Annotated in this window: 14 protein-coding genes and 1 tRNA gene; 5 read left to right on the top strand and 10 right to left on the bottom strand. The window is 63.6% G+C overall.

Annotated features, from left to right (window positions below; all coding sequences use genetic code 11):
• Positions 1-26 precede the first annotated feature (26 nt).
• From nusA to IM738_RS08165, 8 genes are all read right to left on the bottom strand, one after another.
• Positions 27-1,526, bottom strand: a complete 1,500-nt coding sequence (gene nusA / locus IM738_RS08200) for a transcription termination factor NusA (protein WP_236965380.1) — start codon at positions 1,524-1,526, stop codon at positions 27-29.
• Between the two features lie 78 nt (positions 1,527-1,604).
• The gene (rimP, locus tag IM738_RS08195; protein ID WP_236965379.1) at positions 1,605-2,198 is read right to left on the bottom strand and encodes a ribosome maturation factor RimP; all 594 of its coding nucleotides are present in this window, start codon (positions 2,196-2,198) and stop codon (positions 1,605-1,607) included.
• Between the two features lie 188 nt (positions 2,199-2,386).
• Positions 2,387-2,608 carry a DUF2788 domain-containing protein gene (locus tag IM738_RS08190; RefSeq protein ID WP_077330709.1) on the bottom strand — a complete coding sequence of 74 codons (222 nt, stop codon included), beginning with the start codon at positions 2,606-2,608 and terminating at the stop codon, positions 2,387-2,389.
• An 18-nt stretch (positions 2,609-2,626) separates the two neighbouring features.
• On the bottom strand, positions 2,627-3,412 hold the full coding sequence (locus IM738_RS08185) for a DUF2189 domain-containing protein (protein WP_236965378.1): 786 nt from the start codon (positions 3,410-3,412) through the stop codon (positions 2,627-2,629).
• A 76-nt stretch (positions 3,413-3,488) separates the two neighbouring features.
• Entirely contained in the window at positions 3,489-5,087 is a 1,599-nt protein-coding gene (locus IM738_RS08180) for an ABC transporter ATP-binding protein (protein ID WP_236965377.1), read from the bottom strand.
• Entirely contained in the window at positions 5,084-6,112 is a 1,029-nt protein-coding gene (locus IM738_RS08175) for an ABC transporter permease (protein ID WP_236965376.1), read from the bottom strand. Before IM738_RS08175 ends, IM738_RS08180 begins: the two co-directional genes overlap by 4 nt.
• A 5-nt stretch (positions 6,113-6,117) precedes the next feature.
• Complete coding sequence (locus IM738_RS08170; protein ID WP_236966269.1) at positions 6,118-7,143, bottom strand: microcin C ABC transporter permease YejB; 1,026 nt, start codon at positions 7,141-7,143, stop codon at positions 6,118-6,120.
• A gap of 2 nt (positions 7,144-7,145) precedes the next feature.
• A complete protein-coding gene (locus tag IM738_RS08165; protein WP_236966268.1) occupies positions 7,146-8,951 on the bottom strand; it encodes an extracellular solute-binding protein in 1,806 nt (601 codons plus the stop codon).
• 77 nt (positions 8,952-9,028) lie between these two features.
• Between IM738_RS08165 and fabI the strand changes: the two genes are divergently transcribed.
• Both fabI and IM738_RS08155 read left to right on the top strand, forming a co-directional pair.
• Positions 9,029-9,826, top strand: a complete 798-nt coding sequence (fabI, locus tag IM738_RS08160) for an enoyl-ACP reductase FabI (protein ID WP_236965375.1) — start codon at positions 9,029-9,031, stop codon at positions 9,824-9,826.
• Between the two features lie 30 nt (positions 9,827-9,856).
• On the top strand, positions 9,857-10,735 hold the full coding sequence (locus tag IM738_RS08155; RefSeq protein ID WP_236965374.1) for a DNA ligase: 879 nt from the start codon (positions 9,857-9,859) through the stop codon (positions 10,733-10,735).
• 19 nt (positions 10,736-10,754) lie between these two features.
• Here IM738_RS08155 and IM738_RS08150 read toward each other — a convergent pair whose 3' ends face one another.
• Positions 10,755-10,970 carry a YdcH family protein gene (locus tag IM738_RS08150; protein ID WP_236965373.1) on the bottom strand — a complete coding sequence of 72 codons (216 nt, stop codon included), beginning with the start codon at positions 10,968-10,970 and terminating at the stop codon, positions 10,755-10,757.
• Positions 10,971-10,998: 28 nt separating this feature from the next.
• Positions 10,999-13,293, bottom strand: coding sequence for an arginine/lysine/ornithine decarboxylase (locus IM738_RS08145; protein ID WP_236965372.1), 2,295 nt, complete (start codon positions 13,291-13,293; stop codon positions 10,999-11,001).
• 163 nt (positions 13,294-13,456) lie between these two features.
• On the opposite strand from IM738_RS08145, the gene IM738_RS08140 reads away from it, so the two are divergent.
• The 3 genes from IM738_RS08140 to IM738_RS08130 all read left to right on the top strand — a co-directional run bounded on the left by IM738_RS08140 (position 13,457) and on the right by IM738_RS08130 (position 15,007).
• Positions 13,457-13,882, top strand: a complete 426-nt coding sequence (locus tag IM738_RS08140) for an NfeD family protein (RefSeq protein ID WP_236965371.1) — start codon at positions 13,457-13,459, stop codon at positions 13,880-13,882.
• A 77-nt stretch (positions 13,883-13,959) separates the two neighbouring features.
• Positions 13,960-14,877: an SPFH domain-containing protein gene (locus tag IM738_RS08135; RefSeq protein WP_236965370.1), complete on the top strand. Its 918-nt coding sequence runs from the start codon at positions 13,960-13,962 to the stop codon at positions 14,875-14,877.
• Between the two features lie 40 nt (positions 14,878-14,917).
• Positions 14,918-15,007: transfer RNA gene (locus IM738_RS08130), tRNA-Ser, on the top strand.
• The last annotated feature ends 12 nt before the right edge of the window (positions 15,008-15,019 follow it).

Here is a 15,019-nt window from a genome sequence, read left to right as displayed (position 1 = left end):
TTTTTCTCCGCTCGGGCCTGCGCGGTTCAATGGGAAGCAGGCGTTTCCTCACCGGCGAACCAGTGAGCGCGGGCCAACATGATCAGTGCCGTTGCCTCTTCAGGCGTCTGGCCGGTCATATCGGTCAATTCGTCGGTGGCCAGATCGGCCAGTTCATCCCGGGTGTGCACGCCACCGTCTGCCAACTTGGCAATCAGTTCGGGGGTCAAACCCTCCAGGTCGCGCAGATCCTGCGAAACCGCTTCGACGCTTTCCTCGCGTGCGATCTCCATGGTCAACAGCGCATCCTTGGCGCGCGTGCGCAATTCGTTGACGGTGTCTTCGTCGAAAGATTCGATTTCCAGCATTTCCTGCAGCGGCACATAGGCCACTTCTTCGAGGCTGGTGAAACCTTCTTCGATCAGGATGTCGGCAATTTCCTGGTCCACGTCCAGCTTGGCCATGAACAGCTTGCGAATGCCATCGGCTTCTTCCGCCTGTTTCTGGGCCGATTCATCGGCCGTCATGATGTTGATGCGCCAACCGGTCAGCTCGGAGGCCAGGCGCACGTTCTGGCCTCCGCGACCAATGGCGATCGCGAGGTTTTCCTCGTCCACCACCACATCCATCGCATGGCGCTCTTCGTCCACCACGATGGACACCACATTGGCCGGGGCCAGCGCGCCGATCACGAACTGAGCGGGGTCCTCCGACCACAGCACGATGTCCACGCGCTCGCCAGCGAGTTCGTTGGTCACGCCGTTGACGCGCGAACCCCGCACACCGACACAGGTGCCGATGGGGTCGATGCGCTTGTCGTGCGACAGCACGGCGATCTTGGCGCGCGAACCCGGGTCACGGGCACAGGTCTTGATCTCCAGCAGGCCTTGTTCGATTTCCGGCACTTCCTGGCGGAAGAGCTCGATCATGAAAGCAGGCGAAGAACGCGACAGGATGATGGGCGCGCCACGCAGCGTCAGATCCACCTCCAGAATGATGGCGCGAACGCGGTCGCCGGTGCGGAAGTTTTCCTTCGGGATCATTTCACCGCGCTTGAGGCGGCCTTCAACGCGGCCGCTCTCGATGATCAGGTCGCCTTTGTCCATGCGCTTGACGGTACCGACAAACACCTTGTCACCACGCGACATGAAGTCGTTGAGCAGCATCTCGCGCTCGGCGTCGCGGATCTTCTGAAGGATGACCTGCTTGGCTGCCATGGCGCCGATGCGGCCGATCGGCACGCTTTCCACCGGCTTCTCGATGAAATCACCCTCTTCGATGTCGGCAATTTCGTCGCGGGCATCGGTGAGCAACTCTTCAGCATCGGGATTCTGCAGGCCGGCCTCATCGGGCACGACCAACCAGCGACGGAAGGTTTCGTAAGAACCGTTGTCCGGGTCCATGGCCACGCGGATGTCCACATCGCCCTTGTAGAGTTTTTTGGTGGCCGAGGCCAGTGCCAGCTCAACAGCACTCAGCACGACGTCACGCTCGACGTTTTTCTCGCGTGAGATGGCATCGATCAGCATCAACATTTCGCGGTTCATATCACTCGCCACCTTTCCGAAGCTCTATTTTCAGAGTCACAAACATTCATTGCCACAACAACACACACAGCGCTGACATCACACCGGGCCGGGCCCGACGGGTGCCGACTGGCGGCCCTTGAAATTCACAATCGGGGCCAGACGCGCCTGCTGGATATCGTCCAGCACAAACGTCAGCGCCTGCAGGGGTGCCGGCACGCGCTTCTTGCTCACGCGCTGACCTGGCTTGGGCTCGGGCTCATCACTCCACACCAACTGCCACATCACCCCATCAGCAGCACGCTCCAGCGTGCCGCGAAACTTTTTCCGACTGGCCGACACCGTCGAATCGGTGACACCGATCGGCGCCTTGAGCGTCAGATCCACCACGCGACCCTCAAACCGGATGAAGTCAATTTCATGACGCAACGGCCGATCAATGCCTGGGGAGCCCACTTCCAGCCGCCTGTACTCCAGCCCCTCCACCTCCAGCAAATAGTGCAGCTGGCGGGTGATCTTCTCGCAGTCTTCCACCGTCACAAACTGCTCGGGCGGGACCGGCTGACCGGGCTCGGGCGGCGACCATGGCAAATCGATCGTGACACGTAACAGGCCACCGGCGGAACGTTCAAGGTCCACCAGGTCAAAACCCAGTCCTGTCACGGTTTGCGTTACGGTGTCTTGCCAGCCCATCTGTACGGTATCTGCCTTGTTGAATTTCGGTGAACCACCACCCCAACGCAAAAAGCGTCCGGCGAAAGATCAAAAACGTTCGGCCAAAAAAAATGGGCCGGTAGTTACCCGCCCATTTGGTCGTGAAGCTCACATTGTAACCCGTTTAGAAGCGCCTTTGCAAGATTGGGGCCAGGGATTCGCACTGTTCAGATGCCCAGCACCCATTGGATGACGCTTTTGGCCACAAAACCCAGCATGCCAAAGGACAAAACCAGAAACAGAATGAAGGTGCCGAACTTGCCAGCCTTGGCTTCCAGCGCCAAGTTGAGGACGATGAACAGCATGTAAAGAATGAAGGCGCCGACACCGAAGGTGAGACCAAATTGGGCAATCTGCCCTTCGGTCAGGCCAAAAATCGTGTTTTCCATGACAGGGACCCGGTGGGCTCAATGAGCCGACACCGGCACAGGGGACTTTGGTGCGGTGAGGTCGCGGTAGGCGTGCCAGCTGGCGTGTGCGATCAGAGGGATGACCACGATCAGCCCCAGCAAGGCGGTCATCATGCCCAGTCCCACCAGCATTGCGATCAGCACCGCCCACCACACCAGCGGCCCCGGGTGGTCGGCCACGGAGCGCCAGCTGGCGGAGACGGCCATGCTCACTGGCACGCTTTTGTCCACCAGCATCGGGATGGCGACGACACTGGACGCGAACACCGGCGCTGCCAGCAGGGCACCCAGAACCAGCCAGGCCTCGAAAAGGCCCACGTCCCGGACCAGCACCACATGGCGGAGAAAGTCGGCCGGCTTGTGGATCGGGACTGGTGACCACAAGGTGATCAAGCCGGCCGACGTGAGCACCCAGCCGGTGCCCGCCAGCCCCAGCAGAAGGCCGAAACGCACCAGCCTGCCGTCAAACGAACGCCAGAGCGCCACCACATCGCCCAGGTCGGCGAGCCGGCCAGCGGCGCGTTCTCGGCTGACGTGGTACAGACCCGTGGCCAGCACCGGCGCCACGATGAGAAAGCCGGAAAACGCACCCGCGAGCAGCCAGAACCGGTCCCGGGCTGCCCACAACAGAATCCAGCCGATGACCGCCAGGGCCAGACCATGGATCAGGCCGGGCAGCGGGTTCGCCCGCAGGTCTTCCCAGCCGAGTTCGATCCACCGGGTCGGCGACATCATGTCCACGGGGATGGGTCGGGACGCCACGGGAAGGGTGGTGTGTTTCATGGGAGTGGATCTGGGTTGCGTGTTGGTGTGAACCGGGCACGCCTGCTGAAGCGTCGGCGCCGATCGTAGTGCAAGCTCAGGCAGCCGCTTTCACGAGCGCCTGCGTGTACGCGTGACGGGGATGGTTCAAGACCTGTTCAACGCTGCCATGCTCCAGGACCTGTCCGTCCTTGAGCACCAGGACCTCATGGGCCATGGCGCGGATCACGGCCACGTCGTGGGTGATCAGCAGGTAGCTCAACCCGCGTTCCCGCTGCAAGCGTTGCAGCAGTGCCAACACCTGCTGCTGCACCGTGACATCGAGCGCGCTGGTCGGTTCGTCCAGCACCAGCAGGCTTGGCTGAACAATCAGGGCACGGGCGATCGCCAGCCGCTGGCGCTGCCCGCCGGAGAACTCGTGGGGATAGCGTTGCAGCCAGTCGCCCGCCTGCGCCGGGTCTTGCACCAGACCGACGTCGGCCAGTGCCGCCTGCACGCGCGCTCGGCGCTGCGATGTTCCCAGCGACGGCTCGTGAACGGTCAGCCCCTCCCCCACGATCTGCTCCACCGTCAACCGGGGCGACAGCGAGGAAAAGGGGTCCTGGAACACCACCTGCACGCGCTGTCGCAGGGCTCTTGTTTTCCCTGCGGCCTGGGCCTCGGTCCAGCCGGAGCCGATCACGCGAAGACTGCCTTCATGCGGCAGCAGGCCCAGCGCGGCCAGCGCCAGGGTCGACTTGCCCGAGCCCGACTCACCCACCACGCCCAGCGTGGTCCCGGGCGCGATGGCGAAGTCGGCACCTTGCAGTGCAACAAAGGCGCCTTGCCGGAACCAGCCCCTGAAGCCGGGCAGCGGCACCGGGTAGCTGACACGCAAACCGCTGGCTTGCAGCACCGGCGCTGCGTCCGAGGCCACGGCGTCGACCACGTCGCGCCGCGCTTCACTGGCCAGGAGGCGCTGGGTGTAGGCGTGTTGCGGCGAGGCGTACACCTGCGACACCACACCCTGCTCCACCAGATGGCCCTGCTCCATCACCGCCACACGGTCGGCGAACCGGCGCACCAGGTTCAGGTCGTGGGTGATCAGCAGCACCGCCATGCCATGTTGTTGCTGCAGGTCGGACAACAGGTCCAGGATCTGGGCCCGAACCGTCACATCCAGCGCGGTGGTCGGTTCATCGGCCAGCAGCAGTTGGGGGGCGCTCGCCAGCGCCATGGCGATCATCGCCCGCTGCCGTTGCCCACCGCTCAGCTGATGCGGAAAAGCGCCCGCCCGGCGGGCCGGCTCGGGGATGCCGGTCGAGGCCAGCAACTCCACCGTGGACGCCCTGGCCTGCGTCGCGGTCAGGCCCTTCTTGAGCTGCAGCACCTCGGCGATCTGTTCGCCCACGCTGTAGAGCGGGTTGAGCGATGTCATGGGCTCCTGGAAGATCACGGCCACCTGGTCGCCCCGCACGGCCCGCAGCTGGTGTTCGCTCAGCGTCAGCAGATCCCGCCCGTTCAGGCTCGCCGAGCCCGAGACTTGCGCACCTTGCATCAGCCGCAGCAAGGACAAGGCCGAAACGGTCTTGCCCGAGCCGGACTCTCCCACCAGAGCCAGCTTCTCACCCGCCGCCACCGAGAAGTCGATGCCGTGCACGACCTCCTGCCCGCTGAAAGACACGCGCAGGTTCCTGACCTCCAGCAAGGCACTCATCGCTCGGCCTTTCTCGGGTCGAGCGCATCGCGCAAGGCGTCGCCCATGAAGGTGAGCAGCAACAGCGTGATCACGAGCACCGCGAAGGTGGAGAGCGAAATCCACCAGGCGTCGATGTTGTTCTTGCCCTGGCTGAGCAGCTCGCCGAGCGACGGTGTGCCGGGTGGCACGCCGAGACCCAGGAAATCCAATGAGGTCAGCGCCAGGATGGCCGCGCTCATGCGAAACGGCAGGAAGGTCACCACCGGTGTCAGGCTGTTGGGCAGCACATGGCGCCAGACGATCTGCAGGTTGGACAGCCCCATCGCCCGCGCGGCGCGCACATAGTCCAGCTGGCGGTTGCGCAGGAACTCGGCGCGCACGTAGTCCGACAGGCCCATCCAGCCAAACAGGCTGAGCAGCACCAGCAACAGACCGATGCTGGGCGACAGCACGGCCGAGAAGATGATCAGCAGGTACAGCTCCGGCATGGACGACCAGATCTCGAGGAAACGCTGAAACACCAGATCGGTCCGCCCCCCCAGAAAACCCTGAATGGCACCGGTGAGCACCCCGAGCACGGTGCCGACGCACGTCAGCGCCAGCGCAAACAGCACGCTCACGCGAAAGCCGTAAATCAGTTGCGCCAGCAAATCGCGCCCCCGGTCGTCGGTGCCCATCCAGTTGTCCCGGGTGGGTGGAGACGGGTTGGGCTCTTTCGCGAAGTAATTCAGGGTCTTCGGTCCGTAGGGATTGGGCGCGTACAGCGCCCAGTTGTCGCCCTTCGTGATCTGCTCGTGAACGAACGGGTCCAGGTAGTCGGTGGTCGATTCGAAGTCACCGCCGAACGTGGTTTCGGGGTGGTCCCGCAACATGGGGAAGTAGGTCTGGCCCTCGTAGCGAACGATCAGCGGCTTGTCGTTCGACAGCAGCTCGGCAAACAGGCTGAGCACCACCAGCGTGCAGAACGCCACCAGGCTCCAGTAGCCCAGGCGGTTGCGCTTGAAGCGTTGCCAGGCGCGGCGCGAAGGGGACATCGAGGCCATGGCGATCAATCGAACTTCACGCGGGGGTCGACCCACACGTAACACAGGTCGGAAATCAGCTTGGTCACCAAACCGATCAGGGTGAACAGAAACAGCGTGCCCATCACCACAGGGTAGTCGCGCCGGATCACGCTCTCGTAGCCCAGCAGGCCCAGGCCGTCCAACGAGAACTGGGTTTCAATCAGCAGTGCGCCGGTGAAGAACGCGCCGATGAACGCGGCGGGGAAACCGGTCACGATGGGAATCAGCGCGTTGCGGAACACGTGTTTCCAGAGCACCTGCCGTTCCGACAGCCCCTTCGCGCGGGCCGTCATCACGTACTGTTTGCGGATTTCTTCGAGGAAGGCGTTTTTGGTCAGCATCGCTGTCACGGCAAAGCTGCCCAGCACCATGGCGGTCACCGGCAAGGTGATGTGCCAGAGGTAGTCGGTGATGCGCGCTCCCCAGCTCAGCTCCTCCCAGTTGGACGAGGTCAGGCCGCGCAGCGGGAACCACTGCAACTGACCACCAAACACCACCAGCAGCGCCACACCCAGCACAAAGCCGGGAATGGCGTAGCCGATCAGCACCAGCAGCGTCGTCACCAGATCGAACCTCGAACCGGCCCTCACTGCCTTGGCCACGCCCAGCGGGACGGCGACCAGGTAGCTGATGAAAAACGTCCAGAGGCCCAGGCTGACCGAGACCGGAAGCTTCTCGATGATCAGCGTCGACACCGCCTTGTTCTGGAAAAAGCTGGTGCCCAGGTCAAAGCGGGCGAACTGACCGAGCATCTGGACGAAGCGCTCGTGCGCAGGCTTGTCGAAACCGTACAAGGCCTTGATCTGCTCCAGCCGCTGTGGGTCCACCCCCTGCGCACCGCGGTACACCGACCCACCTTCCGCGCTGCTGCCGCCCGCCGTGCGCGCCTCGGCCAGGTACTGTTCCACCGGGCCGCCGGGCACGAACTGGATGACCACGAAGGTCAGCAGCAAGACCCCGAACAGCGTCGGGATCATGAGCAAGAGGCGTTTGAGGATGTAGACCCACATGATCATGGGGCTCCTGTCCGGGACCACCAGGTGTCGATGGCCCAGTCTTCACCAGCGGCGTACGGCGGCATTTTTTCGGGGCGTGACAAGCGCTTTGCGTTGTAGACCATGCGGTGCGTGCTGGACGACCATTGCGGCACCAGGTAGTGACCATGCGTGATCACTCGCTCCAGCGAGCGGCAGGCGGCCAGGAAGTCCGGCCGTGTCTCGGCATCGACCATGCGGGCGATCAAAGCATCCACGGCCGGGCTCTTGACACCGATGAGGTTGCTGGAGTCCTCCGTGTCAGCCGCCTTGCTGCCGAACAGGTCGGCGTACTCAGGCCCTGGGTTGTGCGTACCGCCATAGGCAATCGATGTGATATCGAAATTGAAAGTTCGGAGGCGCTCCTGGTACAGCGCGAAGTCCACCGGGCGAAACTTCAGCTCGATGCCCAGTTTTTCGAGGTTGCGGACCCAAGGCGCCACTACACGTGCGCCCGTTTCCGCGCTGTCTAGGTACTCGATGTTGAAAGAAGCCCCTTGGGCGTTGCGCAATGCGCCGTCCTTGACCTCCCACCCCGCTTCGCGCAACAGCGCCTGCGCCTGGCGCAAGTTGGCGCGCAACGAGTGCTCGCCATCGGTGCGCGGCGAGAGGTAGGCCGGGCCGAACACGGTGGCCGGCAGTTGGGCGCGCCAGGGTTGCAACAGCTTCAGCTCTGCAGGACCGGGTGCGCCCTCGGCCGCGCAATCGGTGTTGCCGAACAGCCCCTGCACCCGCTGGTAGGCACCGTAAAACATCTGCCGGTTCATCCACTCGTAATCGATGGCCAGACCCAGCGCCTGGCGCACGCGAATGTCGTCCAGCGGCGGACGGCGGGTGTTGAGCACGTAACTCTGAAAACCGGTGGGCAGGCGGTGTGTGAACTCGGCCTTCACCAGTTCGCCGCTGTCGAAGCGTTTGCCGTTCACCCGGCGCGCCCAGTCGCCCGCCGAAAAGAACCGCATCAGGTCGAACTCGCCCGCTTTGAGCGCCTCCAGCCTGGCGGTGTTGTCTTTGTAGATCTTGACCGTGATGCGGTCAAAGTTCGCCGTGCCCCGCCTCACCGGCAAATCCCGCGCCCAATAGTTGGCGTCCCGGACATAGGTGATGTCCTTGCCGAAGCGCACAGGCCCGATCTTGTAGGGACCGCTGCCGATGGGCACATCCATCACCACCTGGTCAAAGCCTTTGCGCTGACCGGTCTTCGGGTCTTTCTCGTTGCCCCAGGCGCGACTGAACACCGGCAGGCCCCCCACCGTGAGCGGCAACTCGCGGTTGACCTTTTTGAAGCGGTAGCGCACGGTGCGCTCGTCGATGACGTCAAGTCCGGCCACGTCGTCCAGGATGGTCTTGTACGCCGGCGAGGTGTGCGGCCCGATCAGGGTGTCGAAGCTGTGCTTGACGTCGGCCGCCAGCACAGGCGCGCCGTTGTGGAACCGGGCTTGGCGCCGCAGGCGGAACGTGACGGACAAGCGGTCGGGCGCCAGGGCCACGTCTTCCGCCAGCAAGCCATAGGCCGCCCCGGTTTCATCGAGTGCACTGGTCAGCAAAGAGTCGAACATCAATGTCGACAGGTACGCCGGTGCATTGCCCCGTTGGGTGAAGGGGTTGTACTTGTCGAAGGTGGAGACGCGCAGGTTGCTGACCAGACGCAACTCGCCGCCCTTGGGGGCACCGGGGTTGACGTAGGCGAAGTGCGGGAAGTCCGGCGGGTACCGAAGCTCGCCCCACAAGGCGTAGCCATGGGCAGCCCAGCTGGGGATCCCCATCGCCGAGAGCAGCAACATCGCAAGAGCGCGGCGGAGTCGGGGGGGGCGGGCATGCATGCGACAATTCTGCTGGAATTTTCTTTGGAGTCAGAACAATGGGTTTTCTTGCCGGCAAAAAATTGCTGATCACGGGCGTGCTGTCCAACAGGTCCATCGCCTATGGCATCGCCAAGGCCTGCCACGCGCAAGGCGCGGAGCTGGCTTTCAGCTATGTGGGCGAACGGTTCAAGGACCGCATCACCGAGTTCGCCGCCGATTTCAATTCGACACTCATCTTCGACTGCGATGTCGGCGACGACGCGCAGATCGACAAGCTGTTTGCCGACCTGTCCCAGGTCTGGCCCCAGTTCGACGGTTTTGTGCACAGCATCGGTTTTGCTCCACGCGAAGCCATTGCCGGTGATTTTCTCGACGGCCTCACGCGCGAGAACTTCCGCATCGCGCACGACATCAGCGCCTACAGCTTTCCCGCCATGGCCAAGGCCGCCCTGCCCTTCCTGGCGCCCAAGGCCTCGCTGCTCACGCTGAGTTACCTCGGTGCCCTGCGCACCATTCCCAACTACAACACCATGGGTCTGGCCAAGGCCAGCCTGGAAGCCAGCGTGCGCTACCTGGCCGAATCGCTCGGACCGCGTGGCATGCGCGTCAACGGCATCAGCGCCGGCCCGATCAAGACCCTGGCCGCCAGCGGCATCAAGGACTTCGGCAAGCTGCTGGGCATGGTGGCCGCGGCTTCTCCCCTGCGCCGCAACGTGACCATTGACGACGTCGGCAACGTGGCCGCCTTCCTGCTGTCGGACCTGGCCTCGGGCGTGACCTCCGAGATCACCTATGTGGACGGGGGCTTCAGCCAGACCGCCGGCATCAGCCGCGACAGCGAATCGGTGGCCTGATCCACCAGCAGAACGGACCGGTCAACACACATGCCCGTTCTGCGCAGGCGTGGCTGGCTGCTGGCTGTCGCCGGTCTGCTGCTCACGCCCACGCTTCGAGCGGCGGGTGCCGCGCCGGCCCTCATGCTGGCGGAGAAGTACCACCCGGGTCTCGATCTCGGCGCCTACTGGGTCAGTGAAAAATTCGACGGATTGCGGGGCTACTGGGACGGCCAGCGCCTGCTGAGCCGAGGTGGCGAAGTGCTGAGCCCGCCCGCCTGGTTCACCGAGGGCTGGCCGGCCGTGCCCATGGATGGCGAGCTCTGGGCCGGACGTGGTCGGTTCGGAGAAGCCACGTCCACCGTGCGCCAGCAGGTTCCGAACGACGCCGCCTGGCGCCGCATCCGCTTCATGGTGTTCGATCTGCCCACACACCCCGGGGTCTTCGACGAACGCCTGACAGCCTACCAGGATCTGGTGCGCCGCTTGAACCGGCCGTGGGTCGTGGCAGTGCCGCAGGAGAAGGTCACCACCCATGCCGAGCTGGGTGCCCGGCTGCAACAGATGGTGCGTGCGGGTGGCGAAGGCTTGATGCTGCACCGGGGCGACTCCCCGTACCGGGGCATTCGCAGCGACGACCTGATCAAACTCAAGACGCACGACGACGCGGAGGCCAGGGTCGTGGGCCATCTGCCCGGCAAAGGGCGCCACAGCGGCCGGCTGGGTGCGCTGCTGGTGGAAACACCAGAAGGTCGGCGCTTCCGGCTCGGCACAGGGTTCACCGATGCCCAGCGCGAGCAACCTCCTGCCGAGGGCGTGTGGGTCACCTACCGCTATCGGGGACTCAACGACAGTGGCCTGCCACGCTTCGCCACGTTTGTGCGCGAGCGCCCGGATTTTCAGCCAGCGGCCTCAGGGCCACAGCCCTGACCGCAGGCAGGTGCTCCGATCAGGCGGCTGCCTGACGAAGCAAGGCGTAAATCTGGTCCTTGAGCGCCAGCTTTTCCTTCTTGAGCTGCTCGATCTCGGTCACCGTCGCGGGCTGGATGTGCGCCTCCATGTTCTTGATCGTCTGATCCAGCTCGTTGTGCTTGTCGAACAGGCGGGTGAAATGGTGGTCGTGGCCCTTGAGGCGGGTGATCAGGTCGCGGTACTCTGGAAACATGGGCGCTCCTTGGATGTGGAGCGCCAGCTTACGCCGCCTTCACGCAATCGGCAAAGTAGTGTTTCTTGCCGTCCGCGTCCTGCTGCTCGACCAGGCCGTGGATGTCGGTCTCGAAACCAGGGCACAGCGCATTGAACTCGCGCGCGAACTTGAGGTAATCCACGATCTTCTTGTTGAACACCTCGCCCGGGATCAGCAGCGGAATGCCCGGCGGGTAAGGCGTGACCAGGCTGGTGGTGATGCGTCCGATCAGGTCGTCGATCGGCACACGCTCGGTGGTGCGCTGGGCGATGTGTGCAAAGGCGTCGCTCGGCTTCATGGCCGGCGTGAGGTCGCTCAGGTACATCTCGGTGGTCAGGCGTGCGATGTCGTAGCGGGCGTACAGCTGGTGCACGTGCTGACACAGATCGCGCAGGCCCATCTGCTCGTAGCGCGGATGCTTCTGGCAGAACTCGGGCAGGATGCGCCACATCGGCTGGTTCTTGGCGTAGTCGTCCTTGAACTGCTGCAGCGCCGTCAGCAGCGTGTTCCAGCGGCCCTTGGTGATGCCGATGGTGAACATGATGAAGAAGCTGTAGAGGCCGGTCTTCTCCACCACCACGCCGTGCTCGGCCAGGAACTTGGTGACGATGGACGCCGGAATACCGGATTCTTCAAAGCGCCCGTCCATATTCAGGCCCGGGGTCACGATGGTGGCCTTGATGGGGTCGAGCATGTTGAAACCCGGCGCCATGTCACCGAAGCCGTGCCAGTCGCGCTGGGTCGGTCGTTCACCGGTGCTGTCGGGCCGCTCGCGGTTGAGCACCCAGTCCCCGGCCTCGCCCATGCCCTCTTCGGCCAGCTCATCGGGGCCCCAGACCTGGAACCACCAGTCGTCGTCGCCGAACTCGGCGTCGATCTGGCGCATGGCGCGGCGGAAGTCCAGCGCTTCGAAGATGCTTTCTTCCACCAGCGCGCGGCCGCCGGGAGGCTCCATCATCGCCGCAGCCACGTCGCAGCTGGCGATGATCGCGTACTGCGGGCTGGTGCTGGTGTGCATCAGGTAGGCTTCGTTGAAGAGGTGGCGGTCGAGTTTGATGTTCTGCGAGTCCTGCACCAGCACATGGCTGGCTTGGCTGATGCCGGCCAGCAGTTTGTGGATGGACTGCGTGGCGTACACCACCGACTCCTTCGGGCGCGCGCGCTTCTTGCCCATGGCGTGGAAGTTGCCATAGAAGGGATGGAAGGCGGCGTGCGGCAGCCAGGCCTCGTCAAAGTGCAGGTTGGCCACGTAGCCGTCGAGCATCTCCTTGATGGCTTCGGTGTTGTAGAGCACGCCGTCGTAGGTGGACTGGGTCAGCGTCAGCACGCGAGGCTTGACCGCATCGGCGTCCACGCCGGCCAGCAGCGGGTTGGCGCGGATCTTGGCCTTGATGGCGTCGATCTCGAACTCGCTCTGCGGGATCGGGCCGATGATGCCGTAGTGGTTGCGCGTGGGCTTCAGAAAGACGGGGATGGCGCCCGTCATGATGATGCTGTGCAGGATGGACTTGTGGCAGTTGCGGTCCACGACCACCACGTCACCCGGCGCCACCGTGTGGTGCCACACCATCTTGTTGCTGGTGCTGGTGCCGTTGGTGACAAAGAAGCAGTGGTCGGCATTGAAGATGCGCGCCGCGTTGCGCTCGCTCGCACCGATGGCGCCGTTGTGGTCCAGCAGCTGGCCCAGCTCTTCCACCGCGTTGCACACGTCGGCGCGCAGCATGTTTTCACCAAAGAACTGATGGAACATCTGGCCCACCGGGCTCTTCAGGAAGGCGACGCCACCCGAATGGCCTGGGCAATGCCAGGAATAGGAGCCGTCTTCGGCGTAGTCCAGCAGCGCCTTGAAGAACGGTGGCTGGATACCTTCAAGATAGCTTTTGGCTTCGCGGATGATGTGGCGCGCCACGAACTCCGGCGTGTCCTCGAACATGTGGATGAAGCCATGCAGTTCGCGCAGCACATCGTTGGGCAGGTGGCGGCTGGTCTTGGTTTCGCCGTGGATGTAGATCGGCACGTCGGCATTCTTGCGACGCACCTCCTGGATGAACTTTCGCAGGTTCAGCACCACCGGGTCGAGATCGGGGCCGACGCTGAACTCTTCGTCGTCGATCGAGAGAATGAAGGCGCTGGCACGCGACTGCTGCTGTGCGAACTGCGAGAGGTCGCCATAGCTGGTCACGCCGACCACTTCAAATCCCTCCGCCTCGATCGCCTGTGCCAAGGCACGGATACCCAGGCCGGACGAGTTGTCCGAGCGAAAGTCTTCGTCAATGATGACGATGGGAAAGCGGAATTTCATCGGGTATCTCCAGCCAGAGGGAACGCCCCGGCGGCGTTGGTGGGTCAAGGAAGCGGGGAAGTGTACGGAAATCGATCGACGCTGTATTTACAGGTCCGGCTTTTGTCGCAGAATGTGGCGCAACCCAGACACCCGCTGGGCTTCAGTCAACGGAGGAGATCGAATGGCGGAATCCACACTGTGGTGGTTGCTCGGCGGCGCGCTGGTCGCGCTGGAGCTGTTCACCGGCAGCTTTTACCTGCTGATGCTGGCGCTCGGCGCCACCGCTGGGGCATTGGCGGCCCACCTGGGCTGGAGCCCTTCGGCCCAGCTGGTGGCAGCGGCGGTGATCGGCTCGGCCGCCGTGGTCGGTCTTTACCTCAACAAGCGCCGGCGGCCCGGCGACCCGTCGGCCCGGTCGCTGCGCAGCGTCAACCTCGATGTGGGTGAAACCATCCAGGTGGACGTTTGGCAGCCAGACGGTACCGCCAGCGTCAAATACCGTGGCGCACAATGGACCGTGGTCCGGGCTCCCGGCACGCCGCCCGAACCGGGCCTGTACAAGGTGAGCGAACTGATCGGCAATCGCCTGATGGTCGCCAAGGCCTGAAGCGCCCATTCATTTTTTGATGCCGGGTACCCCGCCCGACAACCCCATCAACGAACAAGCCAACAGGGAAACCCTCCATGGAAATCGCACTCTTTCTTTTCATCATCGCGGCCATCTTCATTGTTCGTGCCATCAAGGTGGTTCCCCAGCAAAACGCCTGGGTGGTCGAGCGCCTGGGCAAGTACCACGCCACGCTGGCCCCGGGTCTGAACTTTCTCGTGCCGTTCATTGACAAGGTCGCCTACAAACACAGTCTGAAAGAAATACCGCTGGATGTGCCCAGTCAGGTCTGCATCACCCGTGACAACACGCAGTTGCAGGTGGATGGCATCCTGTACTTTCAGGTGACCGACCCGATGCGCGCCAGCTACGGCTCGTCCAACTACATCGTGGCGGTGACCCAGCTGGCACAGACCTCGTTGCGCTCGGTGATCGGCAAGCTGGAGCTGGACAAGACTTTTGAAGAGCGCGACATCATCAATGCGCAGATCGTGCAGGCCATCGACGAGGCGGCGCTCAACTGGGGCGTGAAAGTGCTGCGCTACGAAATCAAGGACCTGACGCCACCGAAAGAGATTCTTCACGCGATGCAGGCCCAGATCACGGCCGAGCGCGAAAAACGCGCCCTGATCGCCGCGTCCGAAGGGCGCCGCCAGGAGCAGATCAACATCGCCACCGGCGAGCGTGAAGCCTTCATTGCGCGCTCGGAGGGTGAAAAGCAGGCCGCCATCAACAGTGCCCAGGGTGAAGCGGCCGCCATCACTGCGGTGGCCGACGCCACCGCGCAGGCCATCGAACGCATCGCCATCGCGATCCGCCAACCGGGTGGCGAACAGGCCGTGCAGCTGAAGGTGGCCGAGCGCGCGGTGGACGCCTATGGCAAGGTGGCGGCCGACGCCACCACCACCCTCATCATCCCCGGCAACATGAGCGAGGTCTCGGCGTTGATCGGTTCGGCGATGAAGATGGTCGGCACCATCAAAACGGGCGACTGACGAAATGGGTGCTGCAGCCTGCTACAATCGAGGGCTTCGCGGAGAGGTGGATGAGCGGTTTAAGTCGCACGCCTGGAAAGCGTGTGTGGGCTAATCCCCACCGCGGGTTCGAATCCCGCCCTCTCCGCCAAAAATGCGTCCC

The organism is Hydrogenophaga sp. SL48 (assembly GCF_021729865.1).
GTDB lineage: Bacteria > Pseudomonadota > Gammaproteobacteria > Burkholderiales > Burkholderiaceae_C > Hydrogenophaga.
The sequence above is the reverse complement of the archived record's forward strand: the minus strand, read 5'-3'. Positions and strand labels throughout refer to the sequence as shown.